8 protein-coding genes are annotated in these 19273 nt (G+C 61.4%); 3 read left to right on the top strand and 5 right to left on the bottom strand.

Going from position 1 to position 19273, the window contains the following annotated elements; all coding sequences use genetic code 11:
* The first annotated feature begins 8 nt into the window (after positions 1-8).
* Positions 9-1460 (top strand): aldehyde dehydrogenase, encoded by a 1452-nt coding sequence (locus PMI16_RS00825; RefSeq protein WP_007875414.1) that lies wholly within the window; start codon positions 9-11, stop codon positions 1458-1460.
* A 120-nt stretch (positions 1461-1580) separates the two neighbouring features.
* Here the strand turns inward: PMI16_RS00825 and PMI16_RS00820 are convergent, their stop codons facing one another.
* The 5 genes from PMI16_RS00820 to PMI16_RS00800 all read right to left on the bottom strand — a co-directional run bounded on the left by PMI16_RS00820 (position 1581) and on the right by PMI16_RS00800 (position 13258).
* Positions 1581-8402, bottom strand: coding sequence for a LamG-like jellyroll fold domain-containing protein (locus PMI16_RS00820; protein WP_007875413.1), 6822 nt, complete (start codon positions 8400-8402; stop codon positions 1581-1583).
* Between the two features lie 124 nt (positions 8403-8526).
* Positions 8527-11004 (bottom strand): hypothetical protein, encoded by a 2478-nt coding sequence (locus PMI16_RS00815; RefSeq protein WP_007875412.1) that lies wholly within the window; start codon positions 11002-11004, stop codon positions 8527-8529.
* Between the two features lie 521 nt (positions 11005-11525).
* The gene (locus PMI16_RS00810; RefSeq protein WP_007875411.1) at positions 11526-12089 is read right to left on the bottom strand and encodes a phage tail protein; all 564 of its coding nucleotides are present in this window, start codon (positions 12087-12089) and stop codon (positions 11526-11528) included.
* 35 nt (positions 12090-12124) lie between these two features.
* On the bottom strand, positions 12125-12670 hold the full coding sequence (locus PMI16_RS00805; protein ID WP_007875410.1) for a phage tail protein: 546 nt from the start codon (positions 12668-12670) through the stop codon (positions 12125-12127).
* A gap of 42 nt (positions 12671-12712) precedes the next feature.
* On the bottom strand, positions 12713-13258 hold the full coding sequence (locus PMI16_RS00800; RefSeq protein ID WP_007875409.1) for a phage tail protein: 546 nt from the start codon (positions 13256-13258) through the stop codon (positions 12713-12715).
* On the opposite strand from PMI16_RS00800, the gene PMI16_RS26230 reads away from it, so the two are divergent.
* Complete coding sequence (locus tag PMI16_RS26230; protein WP_162131113.1) at positions 13151-13687, top strand: hypothetical protein; 537 nt, start codon at positions 13151-13153, stop codon at positions 13685-13687. The two genes, PMI16_RS00800 and PMI16_RS26230, sit on opposite strands and share 108 nt — an antisense overlap.
* A gap of 132 nt (positions 13688-13819) precedes the next feature.
* Positions 13820-19012 carry a putative Ig domain-containing protein gene (locus PMI16_RS00795; protein WP_007875408.1) on the top strand — a complete coding sequence of 1731 codons (5193 nt, stop codon included), beginning with the start codon at positions 13820-13822 and terminating at the stop codon, positions 19010-19012.
* Positions 19013-19273 lie beyond the last annotated feature (261 nt).

Genomic DNA, 19273 nt, shown 5'->3' with positions numbered 1-19273 from the left:
GAGACAACATGAACACAATCTCGATGCTGGTAGGCGGCGAACAAACCCAGGCCAAGAACGGCGCGACCTTTGAGCGGCGCAACCCGCTCGACGGCACAGTCGCCACCGTCGCACCGGCAGCCGGCGTGGCCGATGCGGTGCAGGCGGTGGAAGCTGCTGCAGCGGCTTTCCCGGCATGGGCGGCGACCGGTCCCGGCGAACGCCGCGCCTTGCTGATGAAGGCGGCGCATGCGCTGGAGGCGAAGGCCGATGCCTTCGTCCAGGCGATGGCGAGTGAGACCGGGGCGTCGGCGATCTGGGCCGGCTTCAACGTCCATCTGGCGGCCAACACCTTGCTCGAAGCCGCCGCGCTGACGACGCAGATCGGCGGCGAAGTGATTCCTTCCGACCTGCCCGGCAACCTGGCGATGGCCGTGCGCCAGCCGGCCGGCGTGGTGCTGGGCATGGCGCCGTGGAACGCGCCGGTCATCCTCGGCGTGCGCGCGATCGCGGCGCCGCTGGCTTGCGGCAATACGGTGGTGCTCAAGGGATCGGAGTTGTGCCCGGCGACGCACGGCCTGATCATCGAGGCCTTGCAGGAAGCCGGCCTGCCCAGGGGCGTGGTCAACTTCGTCACCAACGCGCCGGCCGATGCCGCCGCCGTGGTGGAAGCGATGGTCGCGCACAAGGCGGTGCGCCGCGTCAACTTCACCGGCTCGACGCACGTCGGCAAGATCATCGCGATGCTGTGCGCAACATATCTCAAACCCGTGGTGCTGGAGTTGGGCGGCAAGGCGCCGGCGCTGGTGCTGGACGACGCCGACCTGGAGGTCGCGGTCAACGGCGTGGCCTTCGGCGCCTTCGCCAACTCGGGCCAGATCTGCATGTCGACCGAACGCATCATCGTCGATCACAAGATCGCCGATGATTTCGTCGCGCGTCTGGCGGCAAAAGCGAAGAACCTGCCGCTGGGCGATCCGCGCCAGGGGCCGGTGGTGCTCGGATCGGTGGTGGACCGGAAAACCGTCGATCGCTGCAATGCGCTGATCGACGACGCGCTGGCCAAGGGCGCAACATTGGTGTGCGGCGGCAAGGCCGACTCGACGCTGATCCCGGCGACGCTGCTGGACCACGTGACGCCGGCGATGGACATCTACAGCGAAGAATCCTTCGGCCCGGTCAAGGGCATCGTGCGGGTGGACGGCGAAGATGCGGCGATCGCCTGCGCCAACGACAACGACTACGGCTTGTCGTCGGCGGTGTTCAGCAAGGACACGGCGCGCGCCCTGCGCGTGGCGGCGCGGATTGAATCGGGCATCTGCCACATCAACGGCGCGACCGTGCATGACGAACCGCAGATGCCTTTCGGCGGCGTCAAGAGCAGCGGCATCGGCCGCTTCGGCGGCAAGGCGGGGATCGAGGCGTTTACCGATTTGCGCTGGGTGACGCTGCAGACGTCGGCGCGGGCTTATCCGTTTTAATCCGTTTTAATCCGTTTTAATCCGTATCAGCCGGGATGCCGGGATGCCGCTTGCACATTGCGGCGTCCAATAAAAAAAGGCCCCGCTGCAAATACGCGGGGCCGGCATCAGGCGTCGTCTTCAGTCCATATCGCCGTAACCGTACACCGCCGCGCAATGCAGGCCCAATGCGGACGCATTGGCGGCGCCCCGGACCACTGCGAGAACCATATACATGCCGGAAGCTGCTTCGATGCCGGGAGCCTGTGGCTGGATGGCGTTCATTCCCATGTCCGTGTACATCCATTCCGCCAGCAAGGGCACCATTCCCATAATGTCGCGGATGGCAAAAAGCTCATACTCCTTGGTGACGTTGTAGTTGCCCTTTTCCTCCAGCTTTGCCTTCAGTTCAAGCAATTGCATGATCTGTATGACGATGAGCCAGAGGCTGGCGTAGGACACGATCCGCGATACAAGATATTCGCACTTGTCCAGTTTGCTGAACTTGGTTCCGGAAAACTCTCCCGGACTGACCAAGCCGTAGACGCCTGCGCCGATTTTTACCAGCCGCAACAGCGCCTGGATGGAGAACACGGCATACGGCACCCATTCAAATGGCGGCAGGAACTTCGCGGCATCGGGGCCGGCGACATGTTTTATCCGCTCCCAATAACGCATCTGCGAACCGAACAGTTGCAGCGCGCATGCGGTGACGCCGAAGATGCCCTGGAATATCTTCACGACGGAGAGTATCTTTTTGTATTTCATGGACTCCGTCGTGCGGTATTCGTAGTAGACGATGTCGGCGATGACATCGCTGACGATAGTCAACGTCCGGAACACGCAAAGCAGCGTCTCGAGTGCTCTTGATGTCTCCGGCAAACCGTCGTCCGCTGCCAGCTTGCCGGCGTGATAGGCCGGCTCCAGGCCGCTCGCCCTGCGCAGCTGCGCCGGCAGGCCCTTGGCATCGTCGGCGAAGGATCGGACGTCTCCGGTCAGCAGCGTCGCGACGGCATAGGCGATATTGACCATCACGGCCAGGCCGAGGCAGAGCAAACTGAGAATGGACAGTTCTTCACCAGTGACCCATTTGTACAGCTCGCTGACAAACGGGATGTTGATGGTCGTATCCAGCAGTGCAAGAAAGGTATCGGTGACGCTGGAGAAATCGGCCGCCAGAGTACTCACACCGGACAGCAGGGACGACAAATCTCCCGAACCGGCTTTCTTCAGCATTGCCTCGATCTGAGAAACCATGGTGGCAGGCGTCAGATCCAGCAAATTCCCGATCATTGCCGGAATCCCCTGCAAGGCGCTGTCGTTCAGATTGAGAGAATTTTTCGGATCCGGAACCGGACCGACATTTCCGCCGCTTGCGGCCGTATTCGTCGAGGTTCCGCCCGACTTCTGCAGAATGGACTTCGACTGCACGCTATCGGCACTGGAAACGATCTGAGACTTGTTGTCCCCGGATTTTTTCGACACCTGGTTGAAGCTCTCGTGCGGGGAAACTGCGCCACGCGGCGCGGCATCCAAGGCCTTGAGCACTTTCCCGAGTTTAGCCTGGTCGCGTATCGCCTTGCGACTGCTCTCAAAAACCGTGCGCATGATCTGGTGCAGGATTCTTTGGGTTTCGATGATCTTGCCCCAGTCGAACAAGGCGCGCAGGAAAGCGATCACTTTCATGATGCCCACCATCAATTGCTTGAAGAAACCTGCGACGGCATCGAGCGCATCGGCAATGCTGTCGACCACTTTGTGAATGACGCCGTCGATGGTGCTGATGGCGAGGTTCACCGTATCGGTGATGGTAATGACGATCTTGGTGGCGGCATCGTAGATGTCGTTGGCGGTGTCGACGACGGCGTCCCACGCATCCTCCCAGAACCATCCCAGCAGCGGTGTGCGCAAGACTGGCGTGGCGACGCCGCGTGCTTCATCGACTTCTGCCTGGGTATGCAAGGATCGGTACACCGGCGCACCGTTGCCTGTGTGTTCAAACACGAAGCCAAGCGCGCCGTCATCCAGCGCTTCCAGGAAAGCATCCGGATTGACGGCGGCATTGCAGGTCATGCCGTGCAAGGTACGTCGTGCGGTAACCCGGTCGCTCGGCACCACCACCTGCGGTTGTCGCATGGCTCTGATGGTCGGCATGTAGGACGCATTGTTGCCGGCGGCAAGCAGCTTCCCGCATTCCGGATCGCCCTGCTCCGCGCGCATGGCAATGAGCCGGCGGCGGGCCGGCGACATGCGGCCGGCGCGCAGCAAGGCCCTTTTGTCCGAAGGCTTGGCCACGGCGGTGACCTGTCTGACCGCCTTGGCGATGTTCGGCGCGTGCGTTGCGTACCCCGGTTCCAGCATTGCCGCTTTTTCTTCTTTTTCTCCGGGCTTGTTCTTTTTCCAATTGGTGACGCGGGGCGTGGTCAGATCGCTCTCTTTCAGATCCGTCAATTGCGCATGGGTGTCTTCGTCGGCGTTGATGACAACACGGTCGTTGCGATGCATGAAGCCGGCACGCGCGTACAGCACCGGCGCAGTCAGCTCTTCGGCCGCCATGACGACCGTCAGTTCGCCATTGAAATCAGCCGGCAACGTGGTGAAATTCTCGCTGTTGATGCGGTAGCTCACGTGGTCCACTTCTATGGTGACCGGCTCCGCTGACCATAAAGTGATCGGTTCCCTGATGCGCGGCGTGCCGTCGGCGGTACGGGCACGCAATACGACACGCCAGGTAGATCGGTCCCGCGTGTGGTCAACGACGTTGCCGGTCTTGTAATGGTAGTCCTGGATCAGCTTGGCCTGCGCGGTGAGGCTGGGCGGCGCCGGCTTGGCAAGTTTCTGGTTGTCGATCAGTACGTTGACATGGAAGCGTTCGTTGACCGGCATGAACTGCGTCCACATGTCCAGCGACGGACCATGTCCCGACTGCGGCGACATCACCGTCAGATGAAGTACGCCGTCGCTGCCGGTGATCGCCTCGAATACTTTGGCGGCGTCTTTGAGCAATTTGACCGGATCCGGCTCCTGACCGGACTCGACGCATTGCACTTCGGTATTGTTGATGGAGATGTGGGCTGGGTCGTCCTTGTGCCGCCGGATATACCACAGGTTGACACGTTCGCCGGCGATGCCGGTGCCGTCGGCGGCGCATACTTTCAGATCGAGACTGTAGGTCGTCATGCCTTCGGTCTGCGACTTAATTGCGGCGGTATTGGTGATGTAGGCATAGGACGGCCGCGTGAACGGCAAATCCACCAGCCACCAGACCGGGGCTTTCTTGTCGGGCGCCTGGGCAAGCACGCCTTCATGTCCCTGCAGCGCCGAATCGTGAATGGAGCTGTAGTCGAAATTCCAATAGGCCAGCAGGTCAGGCTCGTCGCCGCGCAGTTTGACGCCGCGACGCTCGGTGATTTCACTGGCGATCAGATAGGTGTCCCATACCCGCACTTCCGCGATCATGCCGCAAAATGGGCGCGTTGCCGCCAGCTCATCATCCATCGTCGCGCCGATGTAGGCCTTGAGTCCGGAAATCGATTTTTTGGGCGCGGCCGGCGCTGTTTCGGATTGCGTGGCGATCGCCACGCCATCGACGTAGATGACAACCCGGTCAGGGGATCCAGCCGAGGCCGTTCTCTGCGCGGGGCTGCGCGAGGCGGCGATATGATGCCACTTGCCGTCCACCAGCCCGGTGGCAGCCGAGACGTGCAGTCCGCTCCAGACATCCCCATCGCGCGCGCGCGAGGAATAATGCAGGGTGCCGTCGGCGTCGAGCCACATATTGATATCAAAGCCGGACTCGACGGTCGGGGCGATCCCGAGAATACCGCCGCCGACGCGGGCCGACGATGCCGTTTTAATCGACGGCACGTTGATCCAGGCTTCGACGCAACTTTCATGCACTTCCAGCAAATGCAAGGTTGCGGCTTCATCGCTCGCTTCAACAACCGCGTGCTGCTTGCCGGCGGCAATGGGAGCGCCGGCAAGGTCCAGATTCAGACGCAACGCCATGGTCTCGCCAACGACGATGCTATGCAAGGCGCCGTCGAGGTCATAGTCGAGAGCACTGCTGCGCAACATGGCGTTGGCATAGGAGATGGTGTCCTTGCAGCCGGTATAGAGCGTCCCATGTGACATCAACGGAGCGCCGATGGCGCCGTTCTCCAAAAGATAGTGGCCCAGCAAGGCGCCGCTGTCGCCGTCGAGAATGGCGACGACGCCGTCGGCAGTCGTGCACATGAGGTGGCCGTCGGGATGGAGCGTCGGCGGATTGACGGCGCGGCTGCCTTTGGCCTTGCCGGCCGGCAGCGTGGTGTTCCAGTTCAGACTGAGCGTGCTCAAGGTCATGCCATACACATTGCCGTCGGCGGTGACGGCGATCAGCAAATCTTCGTTCCCCAATGCCACCATGCCCGTGACGCCGCCGGCAATCGCGGCGGATGTCGCCAGTGGCGCGGCGGTGATATTGAGGCCGTCGAGTTTGATCACGCGACCGTCGCTGACGGCAAAGACCCAGTTGCCCGCCGGGCAGCAGGCCGCCGTGGCGACCGGCCGGGAGCCGCGCAGCTTATGTGCGGCTGCGTCAATCAGATGCAATGTATGACCGGCATCGCCCTCGGTCATCACCATCAGCCCGGCATCGCCAAACGCCAAATGCAGCGGCGTTCCCGGCAAGGTCAGGGCACGCGCCTGCGGTGCGGCATGATCCCAGAGCATGACCTCGGACTTGCCGGCTCCGCCGGCGACTGCCATGTGGCTGATGCTGACGGCGGGCGCCGCCAACGCAGCGCCATGATCATGCCGCATGTCGGAAAATGCCGGCAACTGCACTTTGGCGCCGCTGCGCGCGTCGATATATACCAAGGATTCGTCTTCCGTCAGGACAAGGAATCCTTCTCCGTGAGGCACCGGATCCGAGGCACGGCCCGCGACATCCATCGACCAGATGCGCTTGCCATCGTGAGCATCTACCGCATAGATGGCATTGGGCGTGCCGAAGGCGATCACATTGTCGCTGCTGATGGCCGGCGAACCGACGACGTGCGATTCGCCGCGCGCCGCCCAGGTTCCGGCATACGGCCATTGCGTCGTGGTTTCGTGCAACAGATAGGGAAACGCCGAGCGGTCCATGGTGAGATCGGTCGGTTGCCAGCCTGCATGCTTGAAATCCGCCTGTACACGATGGCCGCTTGCGGCGTTGTGAGGCTTGTCGGCGGCGCCGTCGTCCAGACGCCACAATCCGCGCAGGCGCGGTTCGGCGCCGGCCAGCGTCGCACGCAGATTGTTGTTGATGCTGCCGGTGTCGAGCACACGGTCCCAGATCCGGATTTCACGCATCAATCCACGAAAGAAATCCGTCGGCGCGATGGCCGCGGCAGGCACGAAAGCGCCGATCGTCAATGCAGAATGACCGCCGATGGGCAACTCTGCGGCCCGGTCTCCCGGCGGCAGGAAGACCTCCAGCCATTCGCCGTCGAGCAGCACCTTGAATCCCTTCTTGTCGCGCGTCAATGCGATGTGATGCCACTGACCGTCGGCGGCTCTGGTGGCGGCGGTGCGGCCGAGATGCAGGCTATGGGTTTTCTCGTTGAAGATCGCTACCCGGATTTGCCCTTCCGAGGTGAGATTGAGGCGGAATCCGTAAGCCTCGTCGTCGCTGGTCGGATGGCTGGACAGAATCTCGCCGCCGGTGCTGCTGCGTATCCACGCCTCTATCGTAAATTCATCGAAGTCGAACTGCGCGCCGTCCGCCTTGACGCAGATCATGGCGTCGCTGCCGTTGAAATGCGCTGCGGATTGTTTCGCAAACGGCCGGGATACGATACTGCCGTCGTCGCCGGCCAGAAACAGGGCGCCGTTAGCGATCACCGCAGGCTGGGACGGCGCCAGGTTCGGCAGCGAATAAGGAGCACCCAGCGGCGTCCCGCTGGCATAGTCGAAACGCATCAGCCGGGCACAGTCGTCGATCGTCACGTACACCACGCCGTCAATGATTACCGGCGCCCCCGGTGCGTGCACTTTATGGCGCCAGCTGACGCTGCCGTCAGCCAGCGAAAAACAAACGATGTCGCCAACCGAATTGGTGGCGACCGCGGTGCCGGCTTTCGCCGCGGCGGCGGTCGGCTGCGCGGATTGCAGGAGCTGCGACGCACCGGCGTGCGGTCGCGTCGCTTTCAGGTTGACGGTCTTCGTGGCGGCATGGACCGTCGTCGGAATATCAGCCGCCGGCAAATGCCATTGCACGTCCCCGGCCGTGGCGCTGATTTTGAACAGTTGTTTGCCGAGGGTCAGGCTGACGCCATACAGCGCCTGCCCGCATACGAGCACGGTGTCGCCTGCGACCAGCGGCGCAGCCAGTTCCTCCAGTGTTTCCATCGCCTCGCCTGCGGCCGGGAACCTCCAGCGTGGATCGCCGTGCGATACGTTGATGGCGTTCAATACGCCATCGGCCACGAAGAAAACGGCATCGTCGCCATAACCTACCGGGCCCGGACTGCTTTGAGACACCTTGAGCGGACCGAATTTCTGCGCCCCGGTCGCAGCCGCAAATCCCGACACTTGCGTCGCTCCGCTCTGCCGTTCAATGCTCACCGCGATAAGATCGTCGCCCTTCGCCAACAATGCACTGACCTGATGCAACTGCGGCGTTTTCCATTTGGCCAACGGTGCGGCATCCGCCAGCCGCAGCGCCACCAGTTTTTTGCCATCCATCAGATAAACCACGCCGCCGGCAGAGGCGATCTGTGGACTGGCGCTGCTCGATGCCAGCTCATACCGCCAATCGCCATCGGTACCCGATGCCGGTTCGCCGGTATAGATATCGACTGCGAAAACGATACTGTCGACCACGCCGATGAGTTTATCGCCGGCGACGACAAGAGACTCGGATAGGCGGCCATAAGAACCCGGATAAGTCCAGGCCGATGCCAGTACTTTTGCTTCTAATGTTTCCAGGAATGTGCTCATGTTGGTTTCCTATGATGGTCTGAACAACGAACGAAGATGCAGCGCCGGCAAGAGGCAATACCGACATGATCGACAGTGGTCTTATCGCAGCATGAATGCGCAATGAAGATGGGGAAAGCGGTGATCAGTCGAGCCAGGTGGCGTTTCTGCTGGTCGTGTGCGTGACGATGTTTTTACCCGGTTCCAAGCGAATTTCGCCGAGAAATCCCTCGTCTTTGAGAGTGAAGGACATGTTGCATCCATCCAGTCCGGATGCGACCCTGACGATGCCGTTGCCATCGATGTTTTTTTCGACAGGAGCGCCGTCGGGCATGAGTTTCAATACAATGGGTTTACCTCTGATGAGATCGCGCGTTTCTCTCACCTCGGCACGCCAGTTGTACGGCGGCATCCTGATACGCTCGACGGAATGGACTTCGATCTCGATCTCTTTCATGTTGGCCTTGAGCGCTTTGACCTCAGCGGCCAGTTTTCCTGCCAGCGTGGCCAGCATCGTGCTCAAAGAAAACGTGGCAAGGCCGGCATTGTCTGCGCTCAGGGACCAGCCGATAGCCGGCTTTCCGCTGTTAAGTCCGGCTTTTTCCAGCTCTTTCAGCAACTTTTCCGAACTTGCCGGCGTGCCCGAGAACAAGGCTCCGATGCGGCCTGTCGGCGACTTGCCGTGGGCGATGCAATACAAAACCTGTCCGGCAAAATGCGGCCGGCCATGTAACCAGGCCATCGGCGTTTTCTCCAGCCAGGGACTTGCCCGGCAACTATGGATGACATTGGTGAGCGGTGGATAACTGCTGCGGGCGGTCAACTCGGGAGGATTGATCTCGTTGGGCAGCAGCATGCGCAGTTCGGCTGAAGGGGTCGTCTTTTCAGCGTGCAAAGACACAAGTTTTATCTGAAAGACAGCAGAGATGTCGGCGCCCTGCGCCGTGGTAACGCTTGCATCAGCGCCGGCGCGCACGCCGAGGCAGGACGACTTGTTTCGCGGCCGCAGCATCACGTTGTCGCCGTGCGCGATCACCGTTCCTGCGGCAACGGAGCCGCCCTCCTTGAGCAAGGTAAACACCTCGGCGCCAGCCGCCTGGACATGTGCGGCGGGAACAAGCTGTAGCCCCTGGCCGTCCTGAGACATCGCAGCGAAAGATGCACCCGCAGAGGAACGCAAGAGTACGCTGGCGCCGTGGCGCAGTATCCGGCTTCCATCGCAATTGACCACGCGTATCCTCTCGGAAGCACCTTCCGGCGCGTTGGCAACGGCTCTGGCGAGTACGCCCTTTTGCGGGTCGAAGACGAGACATCGGTCTCCCGCAAGCAGATGTACGTCATTGTCACGCGCCACGTCCATCTCCATGGCCGCCAGCGATAGTCCCGTATCTTTCCCGTTCTTCCAGTGCAGGAACAAGGAGCAGGATGAATCGGGCGCCATACGCAATCGCCAGCGATCCAGTTTGATCATGTTGAGATCGTAGGAGGCCAGACGACTTGCCAACCCGTTCGACAACAACACCAGCTTCCTATCCTTGGCGACCTCATAGTTCCGCCAGCCGCCATCAGGTGCTGCAACCGTCGTGACAAATCCTCCGCTGAGATTTGGGCGCATCACAAAGAAATCGGCACCGTGTATGCCTCCGCCCATCAGCAGGTCGCCATGAAATTTCAGCGGCAGCACCTTCTCCAACGCGATGGCGTCATCCTTGCCGTCCAAAGAGAAAGCGGAGACCGGCGGCCAGGCTTTGACATTGAATCCCTTGATGCCGCCACGCTCGGTGATGTAGTACATGTGGCAGTCATACTCCTCGCCGACAAGCTCTTGTTCGTATATCGCCATCTCTGCGCGCAACGGAGCAAACGAATGATGCACGCTGCTTTTCTCCGTCAAGCCCTGATCCAGGCCATAGAAAGTGCCGTCCTGCCTGAGCGAAAAGATTTGTGCGGTCGCCTTGGCGCCTTTCAGATGTGCTCTCGCTGCCGGCGCCGAATAAATCGTTTTCCGGCCGCCGGCGGTGGCGTCGGCCAATGCCTTCTCGGCGGTCGCAAGCAAGGTTTTCTGCGCTGCCGGCGGGATGATTGCAGCCATCAGGACGCGTGCACGTTGTGCAAAGTCTGCGGCCTTCTCGCGCAGGGCTTGCGGCAGCAAAGGCAATTCGAAGTCGACGGTTTCCAGCAGCGAAGCCCAGGCGTGCTGATAGCGCGCCCGCATCAAGGCGGCGAAGGCCTGCGTCGTGTCGGTGCTTTCCCAGACGTAGGTGGCAGGATCTTTCAACAGACGAAGATTCTTTGCCTGGTCCTCCGGCTCTTCGACAGCGACCCCGGTACTCAGATTGATGAAACCAAAACAGGTGTGTTCCTGGATATGCCACCCCGAGAGAACGGGACCATCCTGTACGTAAAGATGCTGTTGCCGCACGCAGAATCCCGTGATCCATGTTTGCGCCGGAATGGTAAACACATGCTTGTTGAGAATATTGACCAGGCAGACTGCGAGCGGACCGCCAACAACGACCAATGAGTCGTCGTCCATCACCACCGGCGTGAACATGGCGCTTCCCGGCGGCGCGCATTCTATTCCCAGATTTGCGAATGTTTTCGGTTTGACGTCTTCCGACATGTCTCGTCCTTGGTTGCGAAACACGATTCCACAGGCAAAAATCCATCTTCGCCGGCGTAGTCAGCGATACGCGTTTCGTTAAAAATCGGTGTGAACTTCCTGATGCGAACGCCGAGAGTTTCAGCCGTCTTTTATCGACGTTGCTGCGTGCGATTATGGAGGAACAAAAAAACCGGTCTTGACCATGCGTCTCATTTTTTGAAAATAAAATCAACCTCCTCAGGCCGCCGGAAATGCGCATGCGTAGGCGGTTGCGCGTGATCGAACGAAGGGCGAAGACCGACCGTACACGGCAGGAAATCAGGGCATCCGCTGGAGGTACTGTCCGATATTTGCGCGGACAACATCCAGGGTGCCGACGACGACCGGGTGATGTGGAGAAGAGGCACTGCATAAAAAGAAAACGCCTGATTTCCAATGGAAATCAGGCGGCTGCGTTGCTTGCGAAGCGGGGCGTCCGACTTGTTTCATGCCGGTCGTGTTTGACCGTTTGTCCGGCCACATGAACGACTGCCGGAGAACTATTCGAAAATCGGAAACATGCCGTCGCCGGCAACAGTGCGAGTCATGATGTAGTACGCCAACGCTCCGAACGGCTGGCGATTTTCGTGCGCATCGGTTCCTCCTTCGAGCTTGCCGAGCGTGTTGGTCATCTTGGCGTCACTGGTCCCGCTGGAGAAGATCTTGGAATCCGGCAGCGCCAGACTGTAGCCCTCGGCCGGCTCGTTCGAGCGGTTGTCGGTGATGACGCCGGTAACGGGGTCGGTCGTCTTGGGGATGTTGAAGAAGGTCAGGCCATGGCCGTGCGCGGGGATGTTCTCGGCTGCCAGCACTGCCGTGTTGGCGCCGAATGTGTCGCCGGTCCGGCGTGCCGACAATCCGTTGCCCTGGCCCTGGCCGCAAGCCGCGCGCCCCATCAGATTGGGCAACTGAAATTGCCTGGCGCCGTCGCCGCCATAGCTGGTGCCGATCAGGGAAAACAAGGCCGTAAAGCCGCTGATCGGGAGCGATGCCCCGTTGCACAAGGCCCAGCCCGGCGGTGCATAGCCGAATCCGAAAATCTGAATTTCACCGATGAATGCCATATCGCGATGCTCCTGTATTGATGGTCTTGCCGGTCTTAGGCTCGGGAAGGGAAATATCCCCTGGCGCAGATGCAATACGACAGCGTCAAGGTCGGCATCGTATTTTCGTGCGGCGTGGATGCCCCTGTGATGGACGTCGTCGCATCGGCGGTCGAGAGCGGCGCAGCAGTCTTGATGTTTTCCGGCTTGACGTAAATGTTGTCGCCGACCGGTTTGGCGAGGAGCGCCCCATCGGGTTTCACGTTGTTGGCCTGGTCGCCGCTGACTTCGAACGCATGGGTATGGGCAGGAATGTGAGCGACTTGCAGCGTCACTGTTTCGCTGCCGCCTTTGACGCCCAGGTAACGGTTGGTCATGGCGCCGGATCCGCTCACCCCTTGTCCCTGATGAACCGGTACGCGGCCGCGCATGTCCGGCAAGGCGAAGGTGGTCACACCGTCGCCGCCGTACGTCGTGCCGAGCACCGTGAACAAGAGGTCATAGTCGTTGATTTGCTTAATGCTGCCGTCGCACAAAAGCCAGTCGATCGGCGCGCGACCGAAGGCGAACATGCGAACTTCTCCAATCATGGGGCTAGGCATGGTAGGTAGTCCTGTCTGAAAATTGGTTGGGGCGAAACTGCATCAGGAACGCGACGGGAAAATGCCTTGTATCGCGATGCAGAAGCTGAGCACCTGAAACGGTTGCATGTTGTCGTGACCTGCACCGCCGCCGCGACTGTTGACAGCGTTTGTGGCGAGCTTCACTTTCGTGGCAGGCGTGCCGGTGACATAGATCTGTTTGTCGGAACTGACGCCCAGCAGGTTGTTGACGGGCGTACGCAAATCGCCGGTGCCGGTTTTGATCGCATTGAGGCTGTCGTGCGTGTGGGCAGGAACCTGAGCGGCGGTCAGCGCCACCGTTTCGGCGCCATCGAGCGCGCCGATGTCGTAAGGCGATGGTTGCCACGCGGCGTCGACCGATGCACCCGCGCCGACCGGCGTTCTGCCGCGCAGATCAGGCAGAGCGAAATTATGGACGCCATCGCCGCCGTAACGCGTGCCGAGAAGCGAAAACAACCCTTGATAGATGTTGATCGGCATGAGCTGTCCATTGCAAAGAGCAAAGTCTTTCGGTACGAAACCGAAAGCAGTCGTGATGATTTGCCCCAGATAGTATTCGCCATCCATTTTCTTCTTCTCCCTGAGCTGCGCAATTGCAATGTCGCCGACATGCCGTCAGGCGTGTCGGAATTCACCGATCACAAAATAAAAATTCTCGGTAGGATCAAAAACCTGCCGTCGCAGCACCGAACTTCTCATTCTGGTTTTCCTGATGCTGCGTTTCCGATTTTTTTGCAAAGCATATGGATCGCGTATGGCGGCGTCAAGCCTAATTCCACCAGATATTTTTTTCTTTTCGATATCTCAAAAAGTGAGACGCCCGGTCAAGTCCCTAGAAAAAAATGCACTACACTCGCGTGCGGAAACTGGATTGCCTGCAAACAAAGACAAGGCCGCCAGAGCACAACCCGCAAGGGTTTTCGGAGAATGATGTCATGCGCCCGTCACATTCTCTGCGTCATCCGGCAATGCCTGCGCAGCACAAAAGCAGATTAAAAGATTGAGAGCGCATCAAGGCCTCTCCGGTGTATTCACGCATGCCGTTTTCACCGACAACAACCCGGCGACAGCGACATCAGATTGCGAAGACCGGCTTCAGAACACTCGCACGATCATCCAGGGGGATGCATGTTTCAAGCCAGCTCTAACGGCGTCGCAAGTCGCATTTTTTCATCGTCATTGATGTCGCCATGGCGGCGTGCATGGATTGCCACAAGCACGACATGGACAAAAAAGACAAGCACGATTGCACTGGCGACGGCGCCGCTGCTGACAGTGGCGTTGATGCTGCTGGGAAGCTGGGCCAATCCGGTTTATGCTGCCGTTTCGCCTTGCGGGACAATCACCGGTACAGTCGCCTCCGGCCAGCAAATTCAGCTTCACTTTGACACGTGTTCACAGACCGGATGGAACGGCATCCTGACGAATCCGACAAATGGCAGCATCGTCGCAGCAACCCCTGCGACGGGCGACACCAATACCTACATTACCTACTCCAACAACGGCAACGGCCAACTCTCGGATACGTTCACCGCCAAGGACGAAAGCAACAACACCATCACCTTCAATATCACCGTGAGTGCGCCGACTTCGCCGCTGACGTTGTCTCCGGCCGCATCCAGCAATCCGACCGTCGGTCAAAGCTTCACACAGCAGATGAGCACCACCGGCGGCACCGCGCCCTATACGTACGCGCTGGTCGCAGGATCGCTGCCGCCCGGCATCACCTTCAATTCATCCGGCACGTTCGGCGGTTCTGCGACCGCCTCCGGCGGCTATAACTTTTCGGTGAAGGTCACGGACTCGGCAGCGACGCCCAATACCTTCACCAAGGCCTATCAGATGAATGTCGGCGCGGCGACGCTGAGCATCTCGCCGGGGACGCTGCCGAATGGCATGGTGAGCGTCGCCTACTCCCAGCAAATGAGCACCAGCGGCGGTATTGCGCCGTATAGCTATACGATGGACACTGTCTCCTTTCCGGGAGGCGGCACGCCCTTGAGCATCAGCTCCACCGGTCTGATTTCCGGCACCCCGACCACCGCCGGCACCGCCACCTTCCGCATCGTGGTGCAGGACAGCACTTCCGGCACGCCCGCAATCGCCACGGCCAACTACAGCATGACGATCGATCCGATGCCGCCGCCGGTGGCCGGCGCCGTCAGCCTGCCCGTCGCTTACAACAGCAGTCTCAACCCGGTAACACTCTCGCTCAGCGGCGGCACGGCAACGTCGGTGGCTATCGGCACCGCGCCGTTGCACGGCTCCACCAGCGTCAGCGGCACGACGATCAAGTACACGCCGACCACCGGCTATAACGGCGCGGATTCGTTCACCTATACCGCGACCAATGCCGGCGGTACTTCCAGCCCGGCGACGGTGAGCGTCACGGTGGCGGCGCCGACAGTCGTGGTGTCGCCGAGCGGCGCCACGCTCAGTGCAACGGGAGGATCGGCATTCAGCCAGACCTTCAGCGCCAGCGGCGGCGCCACCCCTTACACCTATAGTCAGACCGGCACGCTGCCCACCGGCCTGAGCTTTAATGCCGGCACGGCAACGCTGTCGGGAACGCCAACGCAGAGCGGCAGTTTTGCCATCACGGTGAGCGCGACCGACAGTTCCACCGGCACCGCGGCCACCGGTTCGAACAACTACACGCTGAATGTGACGGCGCCGACAATTACGGTGTCGATCGGTGCGGCCACGCTGCAACGTGGTGTCGCCGCCAGCCTGCAGGCGACTGCCAGCGGCGGCAATGGCACGTACACGTATGCGGTCACCAGCGGTGCGTTGCCGGCCGGTCTGAACCTGACCGCCGCCACGGGCGCCATTACCGGCACGCCTTCCGCCGCCGGCGCGTATTCCTTCACGCTCACTGCCACCGACGGCAATAACTTCACCGGCGCGCAAGGATTCGCCGGCAGCGTCGGCGCGGGCGCACCGATCGTTTCTTCCAGCAGCGCGACGGTCGCCTACAATGCCGGCAGCAGCAGTTACACGATTCCCATCTCCACCAGCGGCGGCACGCCGTCTTCGCTGACGGTAACCGGCGCGGCGACACACGGCACGGTCAGCGTGCTGAGCACTTCATCGTTCAGCTATACACCGACCACCGGTTATGCCGGCTCCGATTCGTTCACCTATACCGCGACCAATGCGGTCGGGACATCTGGAACGGCGACCGTGGCGATCACGGTCAATGCGCCCACGCTGACGCTGTCACCCGTTTCCGGCGCGCTGACCGCCGCGGTCGGGACGTCGTATTCGCAAACATTCTCCGCCAGCGGCGGCGTGCCGACTTATGTCTATGCCCAGACCGGTTCCTTGCCCACCGGCCTGACTTTCAACGCCGGCACCGCCGTCCTGTCCGGTACGCCGACGCAGGCCGGCACGTTCAACTTCACCATCAGCGTGCTCAACGACGGTTCCACCGGCACGGGCATTCCCTTCACCACTTCGAACAACTACACATTGACGATCGGCGCACCGACGCTGGGCATCTCGCCGTCTTCGCTGACCCAGCCTCAGGTGGGCATCAGCTTCTCTCAGCAGTTGTCGACGTCCGGCGGCACCTCGCCTTACACCTACACCGTGACGGGAGGCACGACACCGGGTGGATTGAACGTAACGTCCGGCGGCCTGATCAGCGGTACGCCGACGACTGCCGGAGCATATAGTTTCTCGGTAACGTCCACGGACAACTTCGGCTTCAATACGACGGCCAGTTATACCGGCACCGTCGGCGCCGGCAAGCCGGTGACCGCCAACAGCAGCGCCACGGTCGGCTACAGCAGCAGCAACAACAGCATCGCGGCATCGATCACCGGCGGCACGCCGACCGCCCTGAGCATCACCACGGCGGCGGCGCACGGTACGGCGGCGACCTCCGGCGTCACAGGATTCACCTATACGCCGACAGCCGGCTACAGCGGCACGGATACGTTCAGCTATACGGCAACCAATGCAGTCGGCACCTCCGCGGTGGCAACCGTGACTGTGACGATCAACGCGCCGACGGTGATCATTACGCCATCCACGACATGGGGCGCCACACAAGGAAGCAACTACTCCCAGACACTGACCTGGAGCGGCGGCACCGCGCCCTACAGCGCGATCACGGTAACCGGCTTGCCGACCGGGCTGACCTACAGCACCAGCACCACCGGGGCAACCATCTCCGGCATCCCGACGCAGAACGGATCTTTCTCCGTGACGGCGTCGGCCACCGACAGCAGCACGCCCACGCCTGTCACCAAGTCGCAAACCTTCACGCTGTCCGTGGGCCAGGCGATCCCGGTGGCCGCAGCCGATAACGCCACCACCAATGCCAATCAGGCGGTGACGATTCCGGTCACGACCAACGATACCGGCACCATCACCAGCATTGCCGTCGCCGGCAGTCCCGCACACGGCACCGCCGTGGTCAGCGGCCTGAGCGTTATCTATACGCCGGCCGCCAATTACTTCGGCAGCGACAGCTTCACGTATACCGCGACCGGCCCCGGCGGCACCTCGTCGGCAGCCACCGTCACCGTCGCGGTGGCGGCGCTGGCGGTGCCCACCTCGCCGCCGCAAAGCGCCAGCGTGCAACCGGGCCAATCGGTAACGCTGCATGTCGGCGCTGCTGCCGCCAATGGTCCGATTACGGCAGTGACGATCGTCGCTGCACCGGCTTCCGGCGGCGTGGTGGTCAGCGGTACCGATATCGTCTATACCGCAGCGGCCAGCTTCAGCGGCAACGTGCAGTTCTCGTACACACTGTCCAATGTGTTCGGCGCGTCGGCGTCCGTCGTCGCCACCATCAGCGTCGGCGCCGTACCGGTCGCATCGAACCAGAGCGTCGCCGTCGCTGCCGGCGCCACGGCCACGGTTGATCTGATGAGCGGCGCCACCGGCGGTCCGTTCACTGCCGCGACCATCGGCGCGATCAATCCCGCGACCGCCGGCACCGCCACCATCGTCAATGCGGCCAGTTCAGGCAGTCCGTCCTATCGCCTGAGCTTCACGCCGACGGCGGCGTTCTCCGGCGTCGCCACGGTGACCTATACGCTGAGCAACGCATCGGGGTCGTCCGTCGCCGCGACCGTCACGATCACCGTCGGCGCACGTACCAATGCCGCCACCGATACGCAGGTCAAGGGACTGCTTGCCGCTCACAGCCAGACGGCAAGCCGCTTCGCCACCGCGCAGCTGGGCAACTTCAGCCGTCGTCTGGAAAGCCTGCATGGCACAGGCTGGGCGCAGTCCAGTTTCGGACTGGTATTCGCACAGCCGGCCGCGCCGGCCAAACCGCTGCTGGCGCAATGGAGTGAAGACGAAGTCGATCGCGTGGTCGGTTCGCCGTTGCAGGCGGGCATGCGTAAAGTGGGTTGGCCGCTGCCGAGCCGGGAGAGCAAGCCGGATGCAACCTCGGTGGCGGCAGACAGCAAGGAGCTCGCCGCCTTGCCTGAACTACCGAACAAGACCACCAATAACACCAGACAAGCGTTGTCGCTGTGGATCGCGGGGACCGTCGACTTCGGTCAACGCAACGCCAACGGCCAGCAGGAAGGATTCCGCTTCACCACCAACGGCGTCAGCATGGGCGCCGACTATCGCCTGAGCGATCAGTTCACGATCGGCGTGGGCACCGGCTACAGCCGTGATCGCAGCGATATCGGCGACAACGGCAGCAAGACCATCGGACAGGCCGTGGTCGCAACCGTCTACGGCAGTGTGCGGCCGACGCCGAATATTTTCGTCGACGGCATGCTCGGATACGGCACGCTCAATTTCGACTCGACGCGCTATGTGACCGGCGACGGCAGCTTCGCCACCGGGCAGCGCGGCGGCAATCAGCTGTTCGCGGCACTGTCGGGCGGCTATGAATTCCGCGGCGAAAGCTGGATGTGGTCGCCGTACGGCAAGCTTGATCTGACATCGACCACGCTGGCGCAATACACCGAAGCCGCCGCCGGCAACAACGCGCTGACCTACTTCAAGCAACGGGTGCGCACGAGCAGCGGCACCTTCGGCCTGCGCACCGAAAGCCAATATCTGAGCCGCTTCGGCATGTGGACGCCGCGCGCGCGCCTTGAATACCGCCGGCAATTTTCCGGCGCGGGCGAGGCGGGAATTTCCTATGCCGATTTGGCGTCCTCAGGTCCCGCCTACGTGATCCGCTCTGACGACAGCTTCACCGGCAACTGGACCGCCGGACTTGGCATGCGCTTGCTGATGTCCAACGGCATGTCGCTGATCGTTGACTACAGCAGCAATCTGAATGTCGGCCAGGGACGGTATTCTTCCATCCTGCTCGGGATCAATGTGCCGTTGCGTTAACTGGAAACGCGGCGGCGGGCGCGATCTGCCCGCCGCCGGTTGCCTGAAGTTCTCCTCCCCCGTCAGCTCGACGGCTCGACGGCCCCCCAAGATACATGGCTATTTCGCAGCACCGGGGACGCGCCATCTTTGGGATTGCATGCCTGTCTTTACATCTCCGCGCACAATCCGTGCGCATTTCCCCGCCATTCCGGCAACTGCGGCGATCACCGTTTTCGCGCTTTTCTCTTTATCTATCCGGCGGTCTGAAAGACAGATCCC

The sequence above is a fragment of the Herbaspirillum sp. CF444 genome (assembly GCF_000282135.1).
Classification (GTDB): Bacteria; Pseudomonadota; Gammaproteobacteria; order Burkholderiales; family Burkholderiaceae_D; genus Herbaspirillum.
The sequence above is the reverse complement of the archived record's forward strand: the minus strand, read 5'-3'. Positions and strand labels throughout refer to the sequence as shown.

Excerpts from the sequence above, each read along its gene's own strand:
- PMI16_RS00820 (WP_007875413.1), bottom strand. The coding sequence starts at position 8,402 with ATGAGCACATTCCTGGAAACATTAGAAGCAAAAGTACTGGCATCGGCC.
- PMI16_RS00815 (WP_007875412.1), bottom strand. The coding sequence starts at position 11,004 with ATGTCGGAAGACGTCAAACCGAAAACATTCGCAAATCTGGGAATAGAA.
- PMI16_RS00795 (WP_007875408.1), top strand. The coding sequence starts at position 13,820 with ATGTTTCAAGCCAGCTCTAACGGCGTCGCAAGTCGCATTTTTTCATCG.
- PMI16_RS00825 (WP_007875414.1), top strand. The coding sequence starts at position 9 with ATGAACACAATCTCGATGCTGGTAGGCGGCGAACAAACCCAGGCCAAG.
- PMI16_RS00800 (WP_007875409.1), bottom strand. The coding sequence starts at position 13,258 with ATGGATGGCGAATACTATCTGGGGCAAATCATCACGACTGCTTTCGGT.
- PMI16_RS00805 (WP_007875410.1), bottom strand. The coding sequence starts at position 12,670 with ATGCCTAGCCCCATGATTGGAGAAGTTCGCATGTTCGCCTTCGGTCGC.
- PMI16_RS00810 (WP_007875411.1), bottom strand. The coding sequence starts at position 12,089 with ATGGCATTCATCGGTGAAATTCAGATTTTCGGATTCGGCTATGCACCG.